Source organism: Sphingomonas sp. P3_C5 (assembly GCF_056402635.1).
This window is the reverse complement of record NZ_JBFUHA010000015.1, coordinates 77,517-93,467: the sequence shown is the minus strand read 5'-3', so window position 1 is coordinate 93,467 and position 15,951 is coordinate 77,517. Positions and strand designations below refer to the sequence as shown.

Annotated in this window: 15 protein-coding genes, 1 tRNA gene and 1 pseudogene; 1 reads left to right on the top strand and 16 read right to left on the bottom strand. The window is 64.3% G+C overall.

Features of this window, described 5'->3' with window-relative positions:
- Nucleotide 1: 1 nt before the first annotated feature.
- From AC1DVS_RS25145 to rarD, 11 genes are all read right to left on the bottom strand, one after another.
- Nucleotides 2–1,636: a Dyp-type peroxidase gene (locus tag AC1DVS_RS25145; RefSeq protein ID WP_478027233.1), complete on the bottom strand. Its 1,635-nt coding sequence runs from the start codon at nucleotides 1,634–1,636 to the stop codon at nucleotides 2–4.
- 32 nt (nucleotides 1,637–1,668) lie between these two features.
- Complete coding sequence (locus AC1DVS_RS25140; protein WP_478027232.1) at nucleotides 1,669–2,718, bottom strand: hypothetical protein; 1,050 nt, start codon at nucleotides 2,716–2,718, stop codon at nucleotides 1,669–1,671.
- A gap of 1 nt (nucleotide 2,719) precedes the next feature.
- Nucleotides 2,720–3,391, bottom strand: a complete 672-nt coding sequence (locus AC1DVS_RS25135) for a hypothetical protein (protein WP_478027231.1) — start codon at nucleotides 3,389–3,391, stop codon at nucleotides 2,720–2,722.
- A gap of 109 nt (nucleotides 3,392–3,500) precedes the next feature.
- Nucleotides 3,501–3,585: transfer RNA gene (locus AC1DVS_RS25130), tRNA-Leu, on the bottom strand.
- 82 nt (nucleotides 3,586–3,667) lie between these two features.
- A complete protein-coding gene (locus tag AC1DVS_RS25125) occupies nucleotides 3,668–4,192 on the bottom strand; it encodes a DUF805 domain-containing protein (RefSeq protein ID WP_478027230.1) in 525 nt (174 codons plus the stop codon).
- Between the two features lie 32 nt (nucleotides 4,193–4,224).
- Entirely contained in the window at nucleotides 4,225–4,614 is a 390-nt protein-coding gene (locus AC1DVS_RS25120) for a helix-turn-helix domain-containing protein (RefSeq protein WP_478027229.1), read from the bottom strand.
- 169 nt (nucleotides 4,615–4,783) lie between these two features.
- Nucleotides 4,784–4,930, bottom strand: a complete 147-nt coding sequence (locus AC1DVS_RS25115) for a hypothetical protein (protein WP_478027228.1) — start codon at nucleotides 4,928–4,930, stop codon at nucleotides 4,784–4,786.
- Nucleotides 4,931–4,981: 51 nt separating this feature from the next.
- On the bottom strand, nucleotides 4,982–6,310 hold the full coding sequence (locus AC1DVS_RS25110) for a S8 family peptidase (protein WP_478027227.1): 1,329 nt from the start codon (nucleotides 6,308–6,310) through the stop codon (nucleotides 4,982–4,984).
- A 118-nt stretch (nucleotides 6,311–6,428) separates the two neighbouring features.
- The gene (locus AC1DVS_RS25105) at nucleotides 6,429–6,842 is read right to left on the bottom strand and encodes a cupredoxin domain-containing protein (RefSeq protein WP_478027226.1); all 414 of its coding nucleotides are present in this window, start codon (nucleotides 6,840–6,842) and stop codon (nucleotides 6,429–6,431) included.
- Nucleotides 6,843–6,989: 147 nt separating this feature from the next.
- Entirely contained in the window at nucleotides 6,990–8,807 is a 1,818-nt protein-coding gene (locus AC1DVS_RS25100) for a hypothetical protein (protein WP_478027225.1), read from the bottom strand.
- Between the two features lie 161 nt (nucleotides 8,808–8,968).
- Nucleotides 8,969–9,886 carry an EamA family transporter RarD gene (rarD, locus tag AC1DVS_RS25095; protein ID WP_478027224.1) on the bottom strand — a complete coding sequence of 306 codons (918 nt, stop codon included), beginning with the start codon at nucleotides 9,884–9,886 and terminating at the stop codon, nucleotides 8,969–8,971.
- A gap of 200 nt (nucleotides 9,887–10,086) precedes the next feature.
- Here rarD and AC1DVS_RS25090 point away from each other — a divergent pair, with 200 nt between their 5' ends.
- Nucleotides 10,087–11,691 carry an alpha-N-arabinofuranosidase gene (locus tag AC1DVS_RS25090; RefSeq protein ID WP_478027223.1) on the top strand — a complete coding sequence of 535 codons (1,605 nt, stop codon included), beginning with the start codon at nucleotides 10,087–10,089 and terminating at the stop codon, nucleotides 11,689–11,691.
- A gap of 68 nt (nucleotides 11,692–11,759) precedes the next feature.
- Here the strand turns inward: AC1DVS_RS25090 and AC1DVS_RS25085 are convergent, their stop codons facing one another.
- From AC1DVS_RS25085 to AC1DVS_RS25065, 5 genes and pseudogenes are all read right to left on the bottom strand, one after another.
- Nucleotides 11,760–12,185: a DUF805 domain-containing protein gene (locus AC1DVS_RS25085; RefSeq protein WP_478027222.1), complete on the bottom strand. Its 426-nt coding sequence runs from the start codon at nucleotides 12,183–12,185 to the stop codon at nucleotides 11,760–11,762.
- Nucleotides 12,186–12,420: 235 nt separating this feature from the next.
- Nucleotides 12,421–12,591 (bottom strand): annotated as a pseudogene (locus tag AC1DVS_RS25080) (alpha/beta hydrolase); the annotation flags it as partial.
- A gap of 77 nt (nucleotides 12,592–12,668) precedes the next feature.
- Nucleotides 12,669–13,265 carry a DUF805 domain-containing protein gene (locus AC1DVS_RS25075; protein ID WP_478027221.1) on the bottom strand — a complete coding sequence of 199 codons (597 nt, stop codon included), beginning with the start codon at nucleotides 13,263–13,265 and terminating at the stop codon, nucleotides 12,669–12,671.
- A gap of 79 nt (nucleotides 13,266–13,344) precedes the next feature.
- The gene (locus tag AC1DVS_RS25070) at nucleotides 13,345–14,295 is read right to left on the bottom strand and encodes an alpha/beta hydrolase (RefSeq protein WP_478027266.1); all 951 of its coding nucleotides are present in this window, start codon (nucleotides 14,293–14,295) and stop codon (nucleotides 13,345–13,347) included.
- A gap of 219 nt (nucleotides 14,296–14,514) precedes the next feature.
- Nucleotides 14,515–15,873: a serine hydrolase domain-containing protein gene (locus AC1DVS_RS25065; RefSeq protein ID WP_478027265.1), complete on the bottom strand. Its 1,359-nt coding sequence runs from the start codon at nucleotides 15,871–15,873 to the stop codon at nucleotides 14,515–14,517.
- Nucleotides 15,874–15,951: the final 78 nt, after the last annotated feature.

The window sequence follows — 15,951 nt, the reverse complement described above, 5'->3', positions numbered from 1 at the left end:
GTCAGGTTGGGTCGACCGTCCCCATGGCGAGCATCCGGATCGCGCTCAGGCTGGGCAGGAAGAAATATTCGCCGCCGCGCGTCGTGACGAACTCGGGGAGCTCGGCCGCGATGAAGGTCGTGCCGTTGCTGGCGGCACCCGCGGCGATGACATGCTTCTTCGATTGCGCCCGATTGCCGATCAGCGGGCAGGTATCGTTGCCCGCCTCGAAATCGAGTCCATAGCTCATCCATTGCTGCTGGATGAACTCGAACTGGCGGAAGATGCTGGTGCAGATCGCCATGAAGATCACGCCGACCTCGCCGCCATCCTCCTGATAGGGCAGGCCGCGCCGCATGATGCGGCGGCGGTTGGTCAGCGTGGTCGATCCGACCGTATCGCTCAGCAACGGATCAAGCATGTCGCGCGGATTGGCGCGGCGGATATGCGCGCCGAACGGGCATTTGCCGCCGTCGAGATCCTCGCCGTAACGAAAGCCGGTCAGCAGCTTGCTGTAGTCGGCCAGCCGCTGCGCCTCTTTGCTGTCGCGCGGCTTGCGCAGTGCGATCTCCAGGCAATCGGCATAATCATGCATGATCTTCTGGTGATCGGCCCAGGTCGGCGCCGCGATCAGCGGCACGCCCGAACTCCACCGCCCGACCATCTTGGCACGGACCGTCTCGTTGGCCGCGACATCGTCGGTCTCGCCGGTCACCTGTTTCCACAAGCCGGCCTGGCGCTTCATCTCGGCCTCGAACGCCGGCACGTCCTCGCGGAGCTTGCGATAGACCATGAAGGTGCCGTTGCGCACAAAGCCGGCCGGCTGAGTCGCGACCGGGAACTCCTGGCCCTCATCGACCTGGCCGAGAATGAACTCGCCGGTTTCCAGCGCTGACCAGCTCGTATCCTCATTATAAACGCCGCGCGCGATCTTGCCGCCGCCGATCGCCGCCAGCGCTTCCGCCTTGGCGTCGAACTGGCCGCGGAACACCGGATCGCTGATGCCGTCAGTGAAGCCGAAATGCTCCTTGGGCGTAGCGACCATTTCGCCATTCGGCCCAAGCGGGGCCATCAGCGCGCAGCTGTCCTGCCATTTGCTCTTGCCGTCCTTGCCGTGCCCGTCGAGCAGCGAAACGCCGCCTTTCGATGCCTTGGTCAGCCCTTCGAGCCAGGTCATCCATTCATCGAGGATCGGCAAAGGCTTGCCGGCCGCATCGGCACCGAAGCTGAGCGACACCCAGAGATGCACCTCGCGGTCGCGCTGCTTGCGCTCGTCGCGCCAGATCGGGTCCCAATGTTCGGGCGCGCTGCCTTCGACATCGCCGAGAATCTCCGACCGGCAATGCATGCCGTCGATGAACTCGTCGGGCAGCTGACGCAGCGTCGAGGTCGGCAGGTTGAGCGCCCGCATGCCGAGAAAGGAGAGGCCGAGGTTGAGCGTTATCTGCGGCTTGATGACGACGCCGGTGCCCTCGTCCCTGTCCCAGGGCTGGGCCGTCGTCACGCGCGGGCGCAGGCCCTGGATGAAGGCGCGGCCAGCCTCTGGCCGAAGGATATTGTAGAACAGGTGCCGCGTGTACGGGAAACCGAACCGGCCATAGGGACGGTGGATATTGCCCTGGATATCGGCGAGGTCGAGGTGGATTCCCCCGGTCATTTCCCCGGTCGTTTGCCCCGTCATTTCCCCCGTCATTTCGAAGTCTCCAGCGCGGGTGCATGGCATTCGCCGGCGGCCTGGGTCGGCCCGGTCAGGTCGTCAGGCCGCGCAGCCTTGAGAAAGGCGCCGAACCGCGCATGCAGCTCGGCCGGAGTTGCGCCCTGCGTGTCGATCGCCAGCTTCGTCAAATGCTGCTGCAGGAACAGCGATTTCAGGATCGAGGGCAGATCGCTGTTGGGCGCGGTCGGGAAGGGTTTCAGCCCCTTCTTCATGAAATAGCGATAGGCAATCCACGCCGCGAGCGCGACGACCAGCAGCAGGATGAGCAGGGGAAAGCCGAAATGGAGGACGATCCACGAGGCCCATTGCTGAACGCGGCCATGGCGCCCGAACCCGCTCAGCACGATATCGAGCAGCAGCGCGATCACCCAGGCGCCGGCGGCCCAGCCCACCAGCTTCACCGCCAGCTTGGCGAGGCTGAACTTGCTCACCGTCTTGGGCGGCGCGGGTGGTGCCTTGAGTTCGTCATGCGCCCAGTAATCGTTGAACGGCATGGTCGTCTCGACCTGGCAGCGCCGGATATAATCGTGAAAGCCATCAGCCGAGGTGATGCCCTCAAAACCGACACAGTGCCCGAAGATGATCGCAAGGTCAGGCTGCATCGTCGCCCAGAGCGCGTCGGTATAGGCGCGCACCGCAGCATCGCCATCGACATGCTGCGCATCGAGATCGGCGGCGAACACCAGATAGGGATGGGCGAACCGGTCCACCGGCTGCGGCACCAGCGGATCCACGCCATTGATCACGCTGACGATCGTATCGCCTGAGTCGCGGCCGTTATACGCCGGCCCGTCAATGATGACGAAGCGCGCGAGGTGGTTGATCGTGTTGCGTGAAAAGGGCGAGGGCCACGCATCCTCGGGCGATGCCGCGGTCTGCTTGCCGATCGGCATCAGCGCCAGCTTCTGCGCGAGCTGCGCGCGGTGCGAGCGCGAGCGGCCCGGGATCGCGTCCTGGATGAAATCGGTGCGGACCGGTGCCAGCACGGTCAGAAAATAATGGCCGCCATCGAGATTGGGCATGTCAGCTCCCCTTCTTCGCGGCGAGCGCGTTGATGAAGTCGCGTCGCGCGGCGTCGGCCGTTTGCGTCGCGACCGAAGCGATCGGCGCATAACCCGGCGAGGCGAGCGAATTGGCGAGGGTGGCCATGGTCGTGCGCCACGCCGCGGCGAATGCAGCGACATCGCCGCCGGCATGGACCTTGGCGAGCGCGAGCACTGCCTCGCGCACCCTGAGCGCGGCCTTGATATCGCGCTGCGCCGCGCCTGGCGTGGCGTTGTAATAGTAGCTCGTATGGATCTGGTTGGTGCCGATATAGGCCTTGAAGCTCGAGATCGGGATCGAGTGCGGATATTTGGTGCTGGCATACCAGAACAGGTCGAGCCCGCCCGGAATGCCGTCGGCAAAGGCATCGATATACTGATCCCAGGTGCCGTTGAAGTTCGACAGGAACAGCATGTAATCATTGTTGAGGTGGGGCATGCCCTGCGGCGCGCCGGGGGTCGGATCGGGCCATTGCTTGCGGCGGATGATCACCCAGCGCGCGAAGTGGATGAGCTTGAGCCCGAGCAGCCCCGAAAGCTGCTGCGGCATCGCCCGCGCCACCATGAAGATCAGAACCTGCAGCCAGGTGCGTGACGGCCGCATCGGCGTCAGCACATTCATGCCATAGGCTTTGCCCGCGATATTCGACATTGCCCCTAAACCCCCAAGCCCGGAACCAACAGGGTGCCGCCGAGGCGGCTGACGCGCAAGGGGGATTAGAACCAGAGCGGCGGTGGTGGGTGATTGCTCTTGAGAAAAATGGTGCKGGCGGTCGGAATCGAACCGACACTCCTTGCGGAACCGGATTTTGAGTCCGGCGCGTCTACCAGTTCCACCACGCCCGCACGACGATCGGGTGCCTAGCCAATCCGTTCGCGCCCGGCAAGTCGCCTTGCCGGACGCGATCGGATTATTCGTCGGCCTGGTCTATTCGAAAGTCCGGGCCAGTTCCTCAGGGGTGTCGCTCATCGGATCGTCACCATAGTCGTTCGGCCCGGGCGTGCCGGCGGTGCAAAACCAGACGAGCAGCACGATGGCGCCGATAAGGGGTATGAACGCCAACAGGAGCCACCAGCCACTCCGATTGGTATCGTGCAGCCGCCGCACGCTGACTGCGATGCCTGGAACGAGGGTGGCAAGCGAGAACAGGTTTGCAAGCAGGCCTCGATTGATGAGCGCGCCATAGACAGCACCGCTCGAACCGGTTTCCGACGTCAGTGCGGCCTGTCCGCCCAGCCCCAGAATCGAGTCCAGGATGCCCAACACGAACCCGACAATGACGATGAAGAGCGTGTACATCCAATATTCTTTGCGGCGCGAGCGGCCGCTGAACTGTGCGTACCGCTTCAGCGGCAGAAGCATCCATTCCATCTCTACTCTCCCCTTTTCGCGCACGTCGCGCATGTTGCGCATCATGCGCGAACAGAACCTGATACCAAAACGACGGAACATCAATCCTGTGCCGCCTGTACCCGCGGCGCCCGCTACCGATGCTCGCGAATCCTCGGCTCGCGGGCGCGCGATCCACGCCGCGGCGGAGCGCTGACGGGCGGCGGCGGCCGCTCTTCGGCGATCCGCTCCCGGACGGCGTCGGCGACCCAGCACTCGGAGACACCCACATGCCGCGCGAACGTCTTGGCGAAACCGATCGCGTACAGGGGCGCGCGGAAGCTGGCGAATTCGGACGCCTCGATCGCGGCGAGAAAGCGCTCGGAGATGCGGGTCGCTGTGGCGATGTCGCGCAGCGTATAGCCGCCAGCCTCGCGTGCCCGACGTAACACGACGCCGGCATCGCCGATGCCCTCCGACGTCGCGATGATGCAGGATTCAGATGTTTCCGCCAGCCCCGGTTCGGCGGCAACGAGCAAAACCATGCGCGATCTCCCCACCCGGGATAGAATGTTGCGCGCCCGTATCGATTTGCGCAACTGAAAAATGAGTCGCAGCGGCAGGAAAGGAGCCATTCCTGTTGGAATTCCTCGAAGAATCCCGTGATGGGCGCTTAACTGGGTGAGCGATTGCAATCGCAGCCCGAGATCCGGGCTATTGCGCCTTTGAGCGTTCGTCCGCGCTGCCCTGGGATGAGGACGGGCGTCTGCCCCCGCGATCGAACAGGAGCAGGAAGGCGGTCAGCAGGATACGCCCGGCGCCGATCGCGATATAGAACCAGAGCTTGAGCGGCCGCCGCATCGCGCCTCCGTACAGCAAATCCGACGCCGTGCCTCGGTTTTTCTCACGCGCTCAGCGATGTCCGGCGACGAGCGCGCAGTTGCAATCGCACCGCGAGGAAGGGCCAAGCAATGTGGCGCAGGCGTCGATCGCACCGCCACCGGCCCGGCTCGAAACAAGGGCGGCGCGACCATCCGCCTTCCGCTTCTCCCGCAGCAGCGCGACCAGGCCGCTGACATGCGCCGCCGCATAGGAGCCGCCATTGACGAGATACCAGTGCCCGCCCGGTTGAGTCGTCATCACGTCGCGGCCCGGCGCGGTGTAGACGCCGGCGGCATTTGTCGCCTCGTCCGATACTGCGATCACGCCGGGCCAGGAGGCCGGGAAGCCGCCGCCGGCGACCGCGCGATCGAATGCGCCCACCACCACCTCGCCGCGGCCAAGCGCGATCTGGATCAGCCGGCCGAGCAGACGGTCCTGCGGGCCACTGAGGCTCATATTGATCACCTGGGCATTATGCTCGATCGCGAAATGCAGGGCCTTGGCGAGGCTCAGGCTGTCGCAGACCGTCACCGCCGTCGCCGGCGGCTGAGGCGCGAGCTGCCAGCAGGCCCGGAGCGCCATCAGGCGTGTGCGCGGCGCGACCCCGACGATGCCGACGCCGTTATCGGCCTTGGCGGCGATCACACCGGCCACGCCGGTGCCGTGCAGCTCGGCACCGGCGGGCCCGCCCGTGGCGAAATCGGCGCTGAGGCTGATCTGGCCGGCAAGGTCCGGGTGACTGGCTTCGATCCGGCTGTCGATCACCGCGACGGTGACGCCCTTGCCGGTGAAGAGCTGGTGGAGTTCGGCGAGCCGCCATTGCCGGGCGGCAGGCTGCACGGCGAACAGCGGATCGCCACTCCCCTGCACCGCCGGCGCGGAGCCCTGCGTGCGGTAGACATGCATCGGCTCGGCCCAATCCACATCCGGGTCTTTCGAGACCAGAGCTGCGACCGCCTCGGTCGAGCGGCCGTCCGGCACCGCCATCACATAGCAATCGAGCCCGAGCAGCGGCATCGGCCAGTCAGTGACCAGGGCCAGACCGTGATCATGCGCGATCCGCGCCGCCAGGCGGCGACGTGCCCCATGCGCCGGATCGTCGTCATAGCCGCCACCGCCATAACCGCGACCCAGCCGGTAGCGCGGCGGCGGCAGGCGCAGCAGCACGAGGATCTGCTGCCGGCTCGACGCGACCGGATCGGCGCGCTGGGCATGGAGCGGCGCCGGAAGCAGCATTGCCAGCCCGAAGAGGCACAAGGCGGCGAGCGCGCCGAACACCGTGGCGCGGACAGCAAACCAGCGCCGGTGCTCCGGCATATCGTCCTGTCTGCCGCCAAGACGGCGGATGATTCGGCTCATTTCCCGGTCCTAGCACCAGTCGGCGGTCATCGCCGAGCAAGACCGGTATTGAACCCGAACCCCCGGCCCCGCTCCCGATCCCCTTCGTGCAGTCTGTGCTGTGACCGGGCGAAAAGGTTCACTGCACGGTGATCGTGCCGGTCATCCCGAAACTGCTGTGCAGGAAGTGCGAGCAATGGACCTTGAAGCTGCCGGCGCGGTTCGGGACCAGCCGTATATCGACCGAGCCGCCGCCCTCGACATCGACGCCGCCATTGGTGATCTTGGCGCGATCCTCCGGCGCAATCATGCTGCCCGCGAAGAATTCCCTGGCGACGAAATCATGCCCGCTCGAGGAGGTGTTGACGAAATGGATCCGATACGCCGCCCCGCGCTGCAACGCTTCGCTGGAGGGCGTGAACTTGAAGCTGCTCAGCTCGATCGTGATCGACTTTGCCTGGCCCCAGTCGGGCGTCTGGGTGGCACCAGGAGCGGCGCCGGGCACCGCGACGAACAAAGTCGCCATCAGGAATGGAATTATCGCGCGACGCACCTGCTTCTCCCTTGAACGCACTGGCTGTCGCCTCAGGGCGAACAGCGCGAGCGGATGGTCGGGAACTTCCCTTCACCATCCATGCGTTCGTTCCGCAACGGCGCGGTCCGGTTCATTCACCGCAGCCCGAAGGAGCCGGTGTGAGGCTCAGCTGAACAGCGCAGTCACCGCATCGCTGTTCTGAAACATCGTCCAGGCGGTCAGATTGGCCAGTAAATTGACCTGGGTCGGCGAAAGCTCGGTCTTCAGCGTGCTGTAATGCGGGAATTTGTGGAAGGTCATCTCGGCATCGAGACTGAGCTTTACCCGCTCAGCGGTGATCTCGTTCCGCCAGTTCTGCGCCATGCCGAGATACATCCACAACATTGTCACCGACCGACCGGCGGGGATGCCGAACCAGTCGTTCGCGACGGTGACGAGCGGCTGGGTGAAAACCGGGGCATTGCTCTCATCGCCGCCGCTACTCTGCCACAGGCCGTCGAGCAGTGCGGTGAAATCATCGCTCGAAAAGACTTGGTTCATGCGGAGCAGGTCGTTCGTGTCGCTGCTGCTGAACGGCGCATAGCTCAATGTCTTGTCGCTATACCCCTGGAAGCCGAACAATGCCGCGACCTCGGGATCGACAATGACAGTGCCGTTCTTGTCCTGCGACATCGGCGTCGAGGTATTCAGAAAGGCGATGATGCTGGTCACTTCGGGATAGAGCAGCATCGAGGTGACGCCGGTATTGTCGAGCGAACCGCCATCGGCGAATTTCTCGCTCGCGGTGGCGCCTGACGGCGGTGTCGCGGGCGACCAGTAATTATAGGTTGGGACAAGGCCGGTGAGCACGGCGAGGCTACCCAGCCTGCCCTTCAGCGCATCGACGCCGCCGGTCTCGGCAGCGACGGCAAGGCCTTCGAGCGAGGCGGCCACCTCGGCTGCGTCATGGCCCGCGGTGGCGAGCTTCGCCGCGGCTGAATCCTTGTAGAGGCGCAGCGCCGCGGCGAAGCGCTCGGGCGAGCGCGCCCAGTCCTTGACCTGGCTTTCTATCGCGGCCGCAAAGGCGGCGCTGCTGGTGCCCAGTATGTCCATCAGCGACCATTGCAGGCTTTGCGAGATCGTCGCCGTGGCACCCGACAGCGACGTGAAGGTCGAGTTGAACGCGAAAGAGGCGACTGCGCCGCCGCCGACCGGCTGGTTGTTGGCATCGACGGCGCCCTGCGGTGTCGGAAGTATGCCGGTCAGCACCGGGGTGCACTGAACCGGGGCGAGCAGCCGCACAGCTTTGCTGTCGGGGCCACCGTCAGGAAGCGTGACGAACATGCTGCAGACGCTGAGCAGATAAGGGCGGTTCTGGCCGGACACCTGAGCGACCAGATAGGCCGGAACGCCAGCCAGCGCCTGGTTCGGGCCGGTGACATCGGCCTGCAATGTCGTCGCATCGAGCGAGAAGAGCGTCGGTGGCGCGTAATTGCCGGGTGTTGCCGGAAACAGGCCGTAGGGCGCGAGGAAATGAATGCCCATCAGCGTCTGCCACAGCATGTGCGACGGCACGTTCTTGTGATGGAGATAGATCGCGTGAACCGCGAGATCCGCGATCGAGAAGCCGCTCGAAATCTGGCCCCCGATCCAACCCGCCGGCGACGCCTTGATGATCGTGTCGGTCAGCGCGGCCGGATCGGTATAGCTGCCGAGAAACTCCTCGTCGGTGAAGGCCGAAGGCAGATAGGTGAAGGGAATGCCGATCCAGCCGCCCCCCGACACGGTCGACATCGCCGTCACCTGGTCGAGCAGGCTGGTCGAGCCGGAGGTCATCTGCTCCAGCGCCTGGAGCTGGCCCATCGCCGCCGACATGGCCCGAGAACCGCCGCCGCTGAAGCACATGCCGACGCCGCTGGTGGAGATGCTCGAAGGCAAAGTGGCGGTAGTCGCGTCACCCAGGATGATGGGCGTGACGAGAGAAGCCGATGATGGATCGGACATGGACGTGGCTCCATGAAACAGAATGACAATCCAGCGGCGCCGCACCCAGCCCCGGACCGGCAAAAGATGTCGCCGGCCCCTGGGCGAGTCAATTCAGCGGATGGGGAACAACAACCAATCCGGCCTGAACTGCGATGGATCGCCTCTCACTCTCCCAGCCGTCAGACCCGCTCAAGCGCCTCCTCGCTGCGCACCGCCCGCGCCGCGCGAAGTCCGTCAGCCGCATAGATTGCGAGCCCGATCCAGATCAGTGCGAAGCTCAGCATGGTCGTCGAGTGCAGCGGCTCGCCGAACAGCAGAACCGCCTCGGCGAACTGGAGCGTCGGGGCGATATATTGCAGCAGGCCGAGCGCCGTATAGGGCATGCGGCGCGCCGCGGCCGCGAACATCAGAAGCGGGATGGCAGTGATCGCCCCGGCCAGCACCAGCAGCGCGTCAAGGCCGCGCTCATGACCGAACGCCGCGTCGCCCTGCGCGCTCGCCAGCCCCAGCACGGCGATGGCGAAGGGCGCGAGCAGGATCGTCTCGACGAACAGCCCGCCCAGCGCGTCGATCGCCGCGATCTTGCGGAGCAGGCCATAGGTGCCGAAGCTGAGTGCGAGCACGAGCGAGATCCAGATCGCGCTGCCGCCCGACCCTGCCATGATCCCGACGCCCAGGCCGGCAAGCGCCACCGCGGCCCATTGCACCCGCCGCACTTTTTCGCGGAGCACCGCCACGCCGAGCGCGACATTGACCAGCGGGTTGATGAAATAGCCAAGGCTCGCCTCAAGCACATGGCCGTGCTGCACCGCCCAGATATAGACCAGCCAGTTGACCGCGATCAGGAATGCACTCGCCATCAGCAGCAGCACCGTCCGCCCCCGCGCCGCAGCCCGGATCGCAGGGCCGCGCTTGAACAGCAGCACGACCACGGCAAGCAGCAGCACCGACCACAGAATGCGGTGCGCGAGCACCTGCGCGGCCGGCACCATCCCGAGCAGCTTGAAGTACAGCGGCAGCAGGCCCCAGATGACATAGGCGCCCACGCCGAGGAGGATGCCGCCGCTCGGGCGCTGTGCGGTGGATTGCTCTGTCATGGCGCGCCATGTCGGCGGCGACGCCCGCCGCCGCAAGCACGAAAAAATCTCAGCCCCTCCAAAACCATCTTCGCGCGGCGTGATGCGGGCTCGCGCCTCCATGGTCTTTCAGGCGTTGTGTCCGGCTATTTGTCTGAGTATATCGCGCCGGAAAGCTGATGCGCCTGCATATCGGCAAGAAACGAAAAGAGGGTTCGATAATGGCTGGATCGCAATCGGTAATCACAGGCGCGCGGGCGCTCGCGGCACTCGCCCTCTTCGCCGCCCCGGTAGCGATGGCCCAGACGGCACCCACCACCACCGTCACCATCCAGGCGAACCAGCCCGGCGCGACCATCAGTCGCGACATTTTCGGCCAGTTCGCTGAGCATCTCGGGACCGGCATCTATGGCGGCATCTGGGTGGGCCGGGATTCGGCCATCCCCAATGTGCGCGGCATCAGAAGCGACGTGGTCGCGGCGCTGCGAGCGCTCAAGGTCCCCAATGTGCGCTGGCCCGGCGGCTGCTTCGCCGACGAATATCACTGGCGCAAGGGCATCGGCCCCGCGGCGGCGCGCACCTCAACGCTCAACTCCAGCTGGGGCGGCGTGATCGAGCCGAACAGCTTCGGCACTGAGGAATATATGGATTTCATCGGCCAGATCGGCGCCGAGGCCTTTGTCTCGGTGAATGTGGGGTCGGGCTCGCCCGAGGAAGCCGCCGACTGGCTCGAATATATGACCGCCGACAAGCCCACCACGCTGGCGAAGCTGCGCGCGGCGAACGGCCATCCGGCGCCATACAAGATCAAATATCTGGGCCTCGGCAACGAGAATTGGGGCTGTGGCGGCGCGATGTCGACCGACCATTATGTCGAGGAGATGAAGAGCTTCGCCCATTACAGCCGCAACCTCGATCCCGCGCAGACCGGCCCCAATGCGATGAAGCGGGTCGCGGTCGGCTGGGACGGCGGCGACAGCGACTATACCGAAGGGGTCATGAAGGCCTGGAAGAGCAAGGTGTGGAGCTGGGATATCGAGGGCGTCTCGCTCCATACCTACACCATCCCGGGCGGCTGGGATTCCAAAAAGCCTTCAACCGGCTTTGGCGAGGATGATTATGCCCTGACGATGCTGAAGACGCTCGAGATGGAGCCGCAGATCTCGAAGCAGTCCGCGATCATGGACAAATATGATCCCGAGAAGAAACTGGCGCTGGTGGTCGACGAATGGGGCGCCTGGCTCGCCCCCACACCGGGCTCGAACCCCGGCTTCCTCCAGCAGCAGAACTCGCTGCGCGACGCGATCCTCGCCTCGCTCAACCTCAATATCTTCATGCGGCATGCCGACCGGGTGCGCGTGACCAACATCGCCCAGATGATCAACGTTTTGCAGGCGATGATCCTGACCGACGGCCCGAAGATGGTGCTGACCCCGACCTATCACGTCTACCATATGTACGTGCCGTTCCAGGACGCGACCCTGGTGCCGGTCAGCTTCACCGCGGGGACTTATCGCAAGGGCGAGATCACCCTGCCCCGCGTCGATGCGGTTGCCGCCCGCGATGCCTCGGGCAAGCTCTGGCTGGCGTTGACCAACATTGATCCGAACCAGCCAGCTGATATTGCGGTTGCCATCGGCGGCACCCGGATCACATCCGCTTCTGGCCAGGTACTGACCGCCGCGAAGGTCGATGCAGTCAACCGCTTCGACGCGACTGACGCTGTGACTCCAAAGCCGGTAAAAGCCACCGCCCGGGACGGCCGACTGACGATCACCCTGCCGGCCAAGTCAGTGACCGTGGTCGCGCTGGAGGTTGGGAAATAGGGACTCCTGGCTAGTTCCTCCCCGGCACGGGGAGGAACCAGGAAGTCAGCCTATGCGCAACCCGGCCCTCAGCCGAACACCTCGCCCAGCCGTTCGACGCCCTCCGGATCCAGTGGGTCGGCCCCGAAGCGATTGTCGCCTTTCGTGCCGGGCAGGCACATGAAGACGATGATGACCAGGCCGCCGACATAAGGAATGAAGCCGAGCAGCACGAACCAGCCGCTCAGATCCTGATCGTGAAAGCGGCGCACCTGGACTGCGATCGAGGGGACGATGATCGCCAGCCACAGGATTGTAGCGACACCAATCAATATCATCATGGCGACAGGGAAATCGCCATCCGTTCCCCGGCTCGACATGGCGACAGCGACGATGCAGGTCACGACCGCGACCATCACGATCGTGATCCCCAGATTGAACATCCAATATTCGAGCCGGCGCGAGCGCCCGCTGAAATCGGCATATCGTTTTAGCGGCAGCAGCATCCAGTCCATGGAATTCCCCCGGTAAATCGCTGGCGCTCCCGATCGCCGGCACTGCGCCATCGTGCGCAACAATCAATCGAAGATCAAGATGATGCGAACCGACGTGCCGGCCGGGCCTGTCGTTCCACTTGGCCGGTGCGCTCTCAGGCCCGTCGCCAGGAGCAAAAAGGGGTCAGAGTCATTTTCGCCACGCCGCGTTGAAGCTCGACACCTGACCGACGCCGGCCCCTTTTCCCCGCGCCCCTTAAGCCGCCGGCTTCAGCAGATCATGCATCGCCATCCAGCGGACGAACTCCTCGAACCAGCCGGTACTGGTCGTCGTCTTCGGATACATGCCGAAGCCATGCCCACCCTGCTCGAAAAGATGGAATTCGACCGGACGCTTCGCGGCGCGCCAGCTGTCGATCAGCCCATAGAGATAAAGGGACACTATACTTAATTCAGTCGGCCGTGCAGCCAATTTTATATAGCGTCCCGAAAACTTTCCCGTCCTCAGCCGAACACCCTGCCGAGCCGTTCGACGCCCTCCGGGTCCAGCGGGTCCGGCCCATAGCGATTCTCGCCTTTCGTGCCGGGCAGACACATGAAGACGATGATGACAATGCTGCCGACATAAGGAATGAAGCCGAGCAGTACGAACCAGCCGCTCAGATCCTGATCATGAAAGCGGCGCACCTGGACTGCCAACGAGGGGATGACGATCGCCAGCCAGCCGATCGCGAAGAGACCAAAGAAAATTCTCATGGCGACGGGGAAGCCACCGTCCTCGGCCCGCATCATCGAGGCGACGGCCAAAATGAAAAATATGGCCGCCACCAGGGCCATCAACATGGCCAAATGGAACATCCAATATTCGGTCCGGCGTGAGCGGCCGTTGAAATCGGCATATCGCTTCAGCGGCAGCAGCATCCAGTGCATCGCATTCCCCCCGATTGATCGCGAGCGCCCCTCGACCGCAAGCAATGCGCAATCGTGCGCAACAATCGATCGAAGATCAAGATGACGCGAATAGACGTGCCGGCTGAGCCTTATGGTTCCATTTGGCCGACGCGCGTCGCAGCCCGCTGCCGGGCGCAAAAGGATCAGCAAAAAGGGGTCAGAGTCATTTTCACCGCGCCGCGTTGAAGCACGACACCTGACCGACGCCGGCCCCTTTTCCCCGCGCCCCTTAAGCCGCCGGCTTCAGCAGATCATGCATCGCCATCCAGCGGACGAACTCCTCGAACCAGCCAGTGCTGGTCGTCGTCTTCGGATACATGCCGAAGCCGTGCCCGCCCTGCTCGAAAAGATGGAACTCGACCGGACGCTTCGCGGCGCGCCAGCTGTCGATCAGCCCATAGCCGGCATTGCCGAACAGCGGATCGTCAGCGGCCAGCGCGACGAACAGCGGCGGCGCGTTCGGCGGCACCGTCACCGGCGCGAGCGAGCCATAGATGATCCCGATAAAGGCCGGGTTCGCATCCTGCCCGTTGAGAGTAGTCGCCATGGTGAGCCCGGCGCCGGCTGAGAAGCCGACCATGCCGATCCGGTTCGGGTTCACATGCCATTCCGCCGCGCGGCTACGGATGAGCGCAAACGCGGCCCGCGCATCGGCAAGCGGAGCGGCAATGCCCGCCCCGCCAGGGGGCCGCGGTGGCCCGCCCTTGCCTGAGAACATCGCGCGCATCGACTCCACATACCCATCAAGGTCCTGCGGCGTCTGGTTGAGGCGATATTTGATGACGAAAGCGGCCACGCCCTTCGCGGCCAGCGCACGCGCCACATCCCAGCCTTCATTCTCCATCGAGAGCGACGTGAAGCCACCGCCCGGCGCGACGATCACTGCCGTCCCATTGGCCTTGGCCGGATCGGGCAGGAAGGGCGTCAGCGTCGCGACCGTCACGTTGCGGGCGAATTTGCTGCCATATTGGCTGTGCCAGGATTCCGTCGCGGTCGCGCCCGGCAGCGGGCCGGTTCCCAGCTCGATCGCGCCCGGCTGGGCCGGGATCGCAATCGGGGTCGCCTTGTCTTTCTGCGCCTGGGCCGGTGTTGCTGACACGCAGGCGATCGCAAGCCCCGCCGCCGCCAGATAGGTCCCGCCGCGCACCGCAAGGCGCGCCTTCTCGATATAGCTGTGCATCCGCCTCATCATTTTTCCTCCCTAAGTTTGTTTCGTTATATAGCATCTTATATAGGATCGGTTTTGTCTGACAAGAATGGGCATTGCAAAGCCGCGCTCATGGGTGTCCGGCCTTGCGGATCGCTTCCCTTCAGCTCGAAACAAGCCGCGCCGATGCGCTTTCTGGTAGGAGTAATCGGACGCACCAATTAGCTGCGATCGACTCTGCGCCGCAGGTGTTCAACCAGCACGCCCGGCATGGATTTCATTGCCACCGGACTTGAAAGTGAAGCTGGAAGCTGAGCCTGCGCTATCGAATTGAAAGCGCAACTCGTCTTCGTTCACGCGCGAATAGAAAAGGTCTTCGCCGCCCACGAAGAACTCATCAATCCCGTCACCCCAGGTTTGCAGAAGAAGCCGCTGGCCAAGCGCGGCCACGACAAATCGCTTGTCTCCGGCGAGATAGGTCCCGTCAAACATGGTAGATTTCGCGGCTGGCTTGAGGATGGGGATCGAGCGGGCCGGTGCAGGAGCGGCCGGCGTCGCGGCGGGAAGCGGTCGGCCGGTCAGGAGATGCAGGCCCAGCGGATCAACGCTGTCGTCGGGATGGTTGTTTGACAGGACGACCACACCGATTTTCGCCAAAGGATCAAAGCCGATAAAGGACATGAATCCTGACTTGCTGCCGTTAAAGCCGAAAGTCGTCTGGCCGTCAGCGCGTCGAACCATGAGCCCGAGACCCTGGTTAGGACCAACGGGTGGGCGAGGCTGCGCGAGTTGCAGGTCGGCGGCGGCACGCAATGGTGTTTCCGCGCCGCTGAAGTAGATCGACAGGAAGGTCAGCAGGTCGTTCGCGCTGGACCGAAGCGACCCGGAGGCCGGCATCGCCCGCATTTCCCACGTTTCCACCGGCCGCAGATAACGGTCGTGTCCAGTTGCAAGGCGTCGCCGACCGGCAGCGGCCACGGTGACTGATGTGCTGGAAAGCCGGGCCGGCGCCAGGATGCGCTCCCGCAACAGTGCCTCATAGTCTTTGCCGTTCCGCCGGGCCAGCAAGCGGCCCAGCAGGGCGACGCCGAGATTGGAATATTCGAACGCTGCTCCCGGGGCACGCGGCGGGTCATAGGCGGCGAGAAATGCGTAGAGGTTAGCGACGGTATAGGCCGATATCGGGTCCGGCGAAGCACGCAGGTCGAGATTTGTCGGCATCGCCGGAAGCCCCGACAGATGTGTGGCGAGATCCCGCAACGTGATAGGCCGTCCCCGCTCACGCAGGCGCACGCCCCGGGGCATGAGGTCGGACGCAGGTTGATCGAGGGCCACTTGACCGCGAATTGCTGCATCTGCCAGTAACAGGCAGGTGAACACCTTCGTGACCGATCCGATCTGAAACAAGGTGTCGCCATCCAGGGCCCGGTCAGTCCCGCTTCTGCCGTAGGTGACTATCCGTCGCCCCTCCGGTTCGATGATCCCGACGGCTATCCCTACGCCCCTTCTCTGCCGGTCTATCCGGTCGACGAGAAGCGCTCTGATCCGCTCATTCGAAGGCGGGCGCCACGGTACCAGCGTACCCGCTTGTCCAAAAACCCTCACGGGCATCGCGGACAGGATTGCTCCCGAAAGCAACGTGCCGACTATCTGGCGCCGAGCAAGCATCGGATGCCTCCCTTCAGACTA

Bases quoted from the DNA above. Each gene is read 5' to 3' on its own strand.
- AC1DVS_RS25145 (WP_478027233.1), bottom strand. From the start codon at position 1,636: ATGACCGGGGGAATCCACCTCGACCTCGCCGATATCCAGGGCAATATC.
- AC1DVS_RS25140 (WP_478027232.1), bottom strand. From the start codon at position 2,718: ATGCCCAATCTCGATGGCGGCCATTATTTTCTGACCGTGCTGGCACCG.
- AC1DVS_RS25135 (WP_478027231.1), bottom strand. From the start codon at position 3,391: ATGTCGAATATCGCGGGCAAAGCCTATGGCATGAATGTGCTGACGCCG.
- AC1DVS_RS25125 (WP_478027230.1), bottom strand. From the start codon at position 4,192: ATGTTCCGTCGTTTTGGTATCAGGTTCTGTTCGCGCATGATGCGCAAC.
- AC1DVS_RS25120 (WP_478027229.1), bottom strand. From the start codon at position 4,614: ATGGTTTTGCTCGTTGCCGCCGAACCGGGGCTGGCGGAAACATCTGAA.
- AC1DVS_RS25115 (WP_478027228.1), bottom strand. From the start codon at position 4,930: ATGCGGCGGCCGCTCAAGCTCTGGTTCTATATCGCGATCGGCGCCGGG.
- AC1DVS_RS25110 (WP_478027227.1), bottom strand. From the start codon at position 6,310: ATGAGCCGAATCATCCGCCGTCTTGGCGGCAGACAGGACGATATGCCG.
- AC1DVS_RS25100 (WP_478027225.1), bottom strand. From the start codon at position 8,807: ATGTCCGATCCATCATCGGCTTCTCTCGTCACGCCCATCATCCTGGGT.
- rarD (WP_478027224.1), bottom strand. From the start codon at position 9,886: ATGACAGAGCAATCCACCGCACAGCGCCCGAGCGGCGGCATCCTCCTC.
- AC1DVS_RS25090 (WP_478027223.1), top strand. From the start codon at position 10,087: ATGGCTGGATCGCAATCGGTAATCACAGGCGCGCGGGCGCTCGCGGCA.
- AC1DVS_RS25085 (WP_478027222.1), bottom strand. From the start codon at position 12,185: ATGGACTGGATGCTGCTGCCGCTAAAACGATATGCCGATTTCAGCGGG.
- AC1DVS_RS25070 (WP_478027266.1), bottom strand. From the start codon at position 14,295: ATGCACAGCTATATCGAGAAGGCGCGCCTTGCGGTGCGCGGCGGGACC.
- AC1DVS_RS25065 (WP_478027265.1), bottom strand. From the start codon at position 15,873: ATGCCCGTGAGGGTTTTTGGACAAGCGGGTACGCTGGTACCGTGGCGC.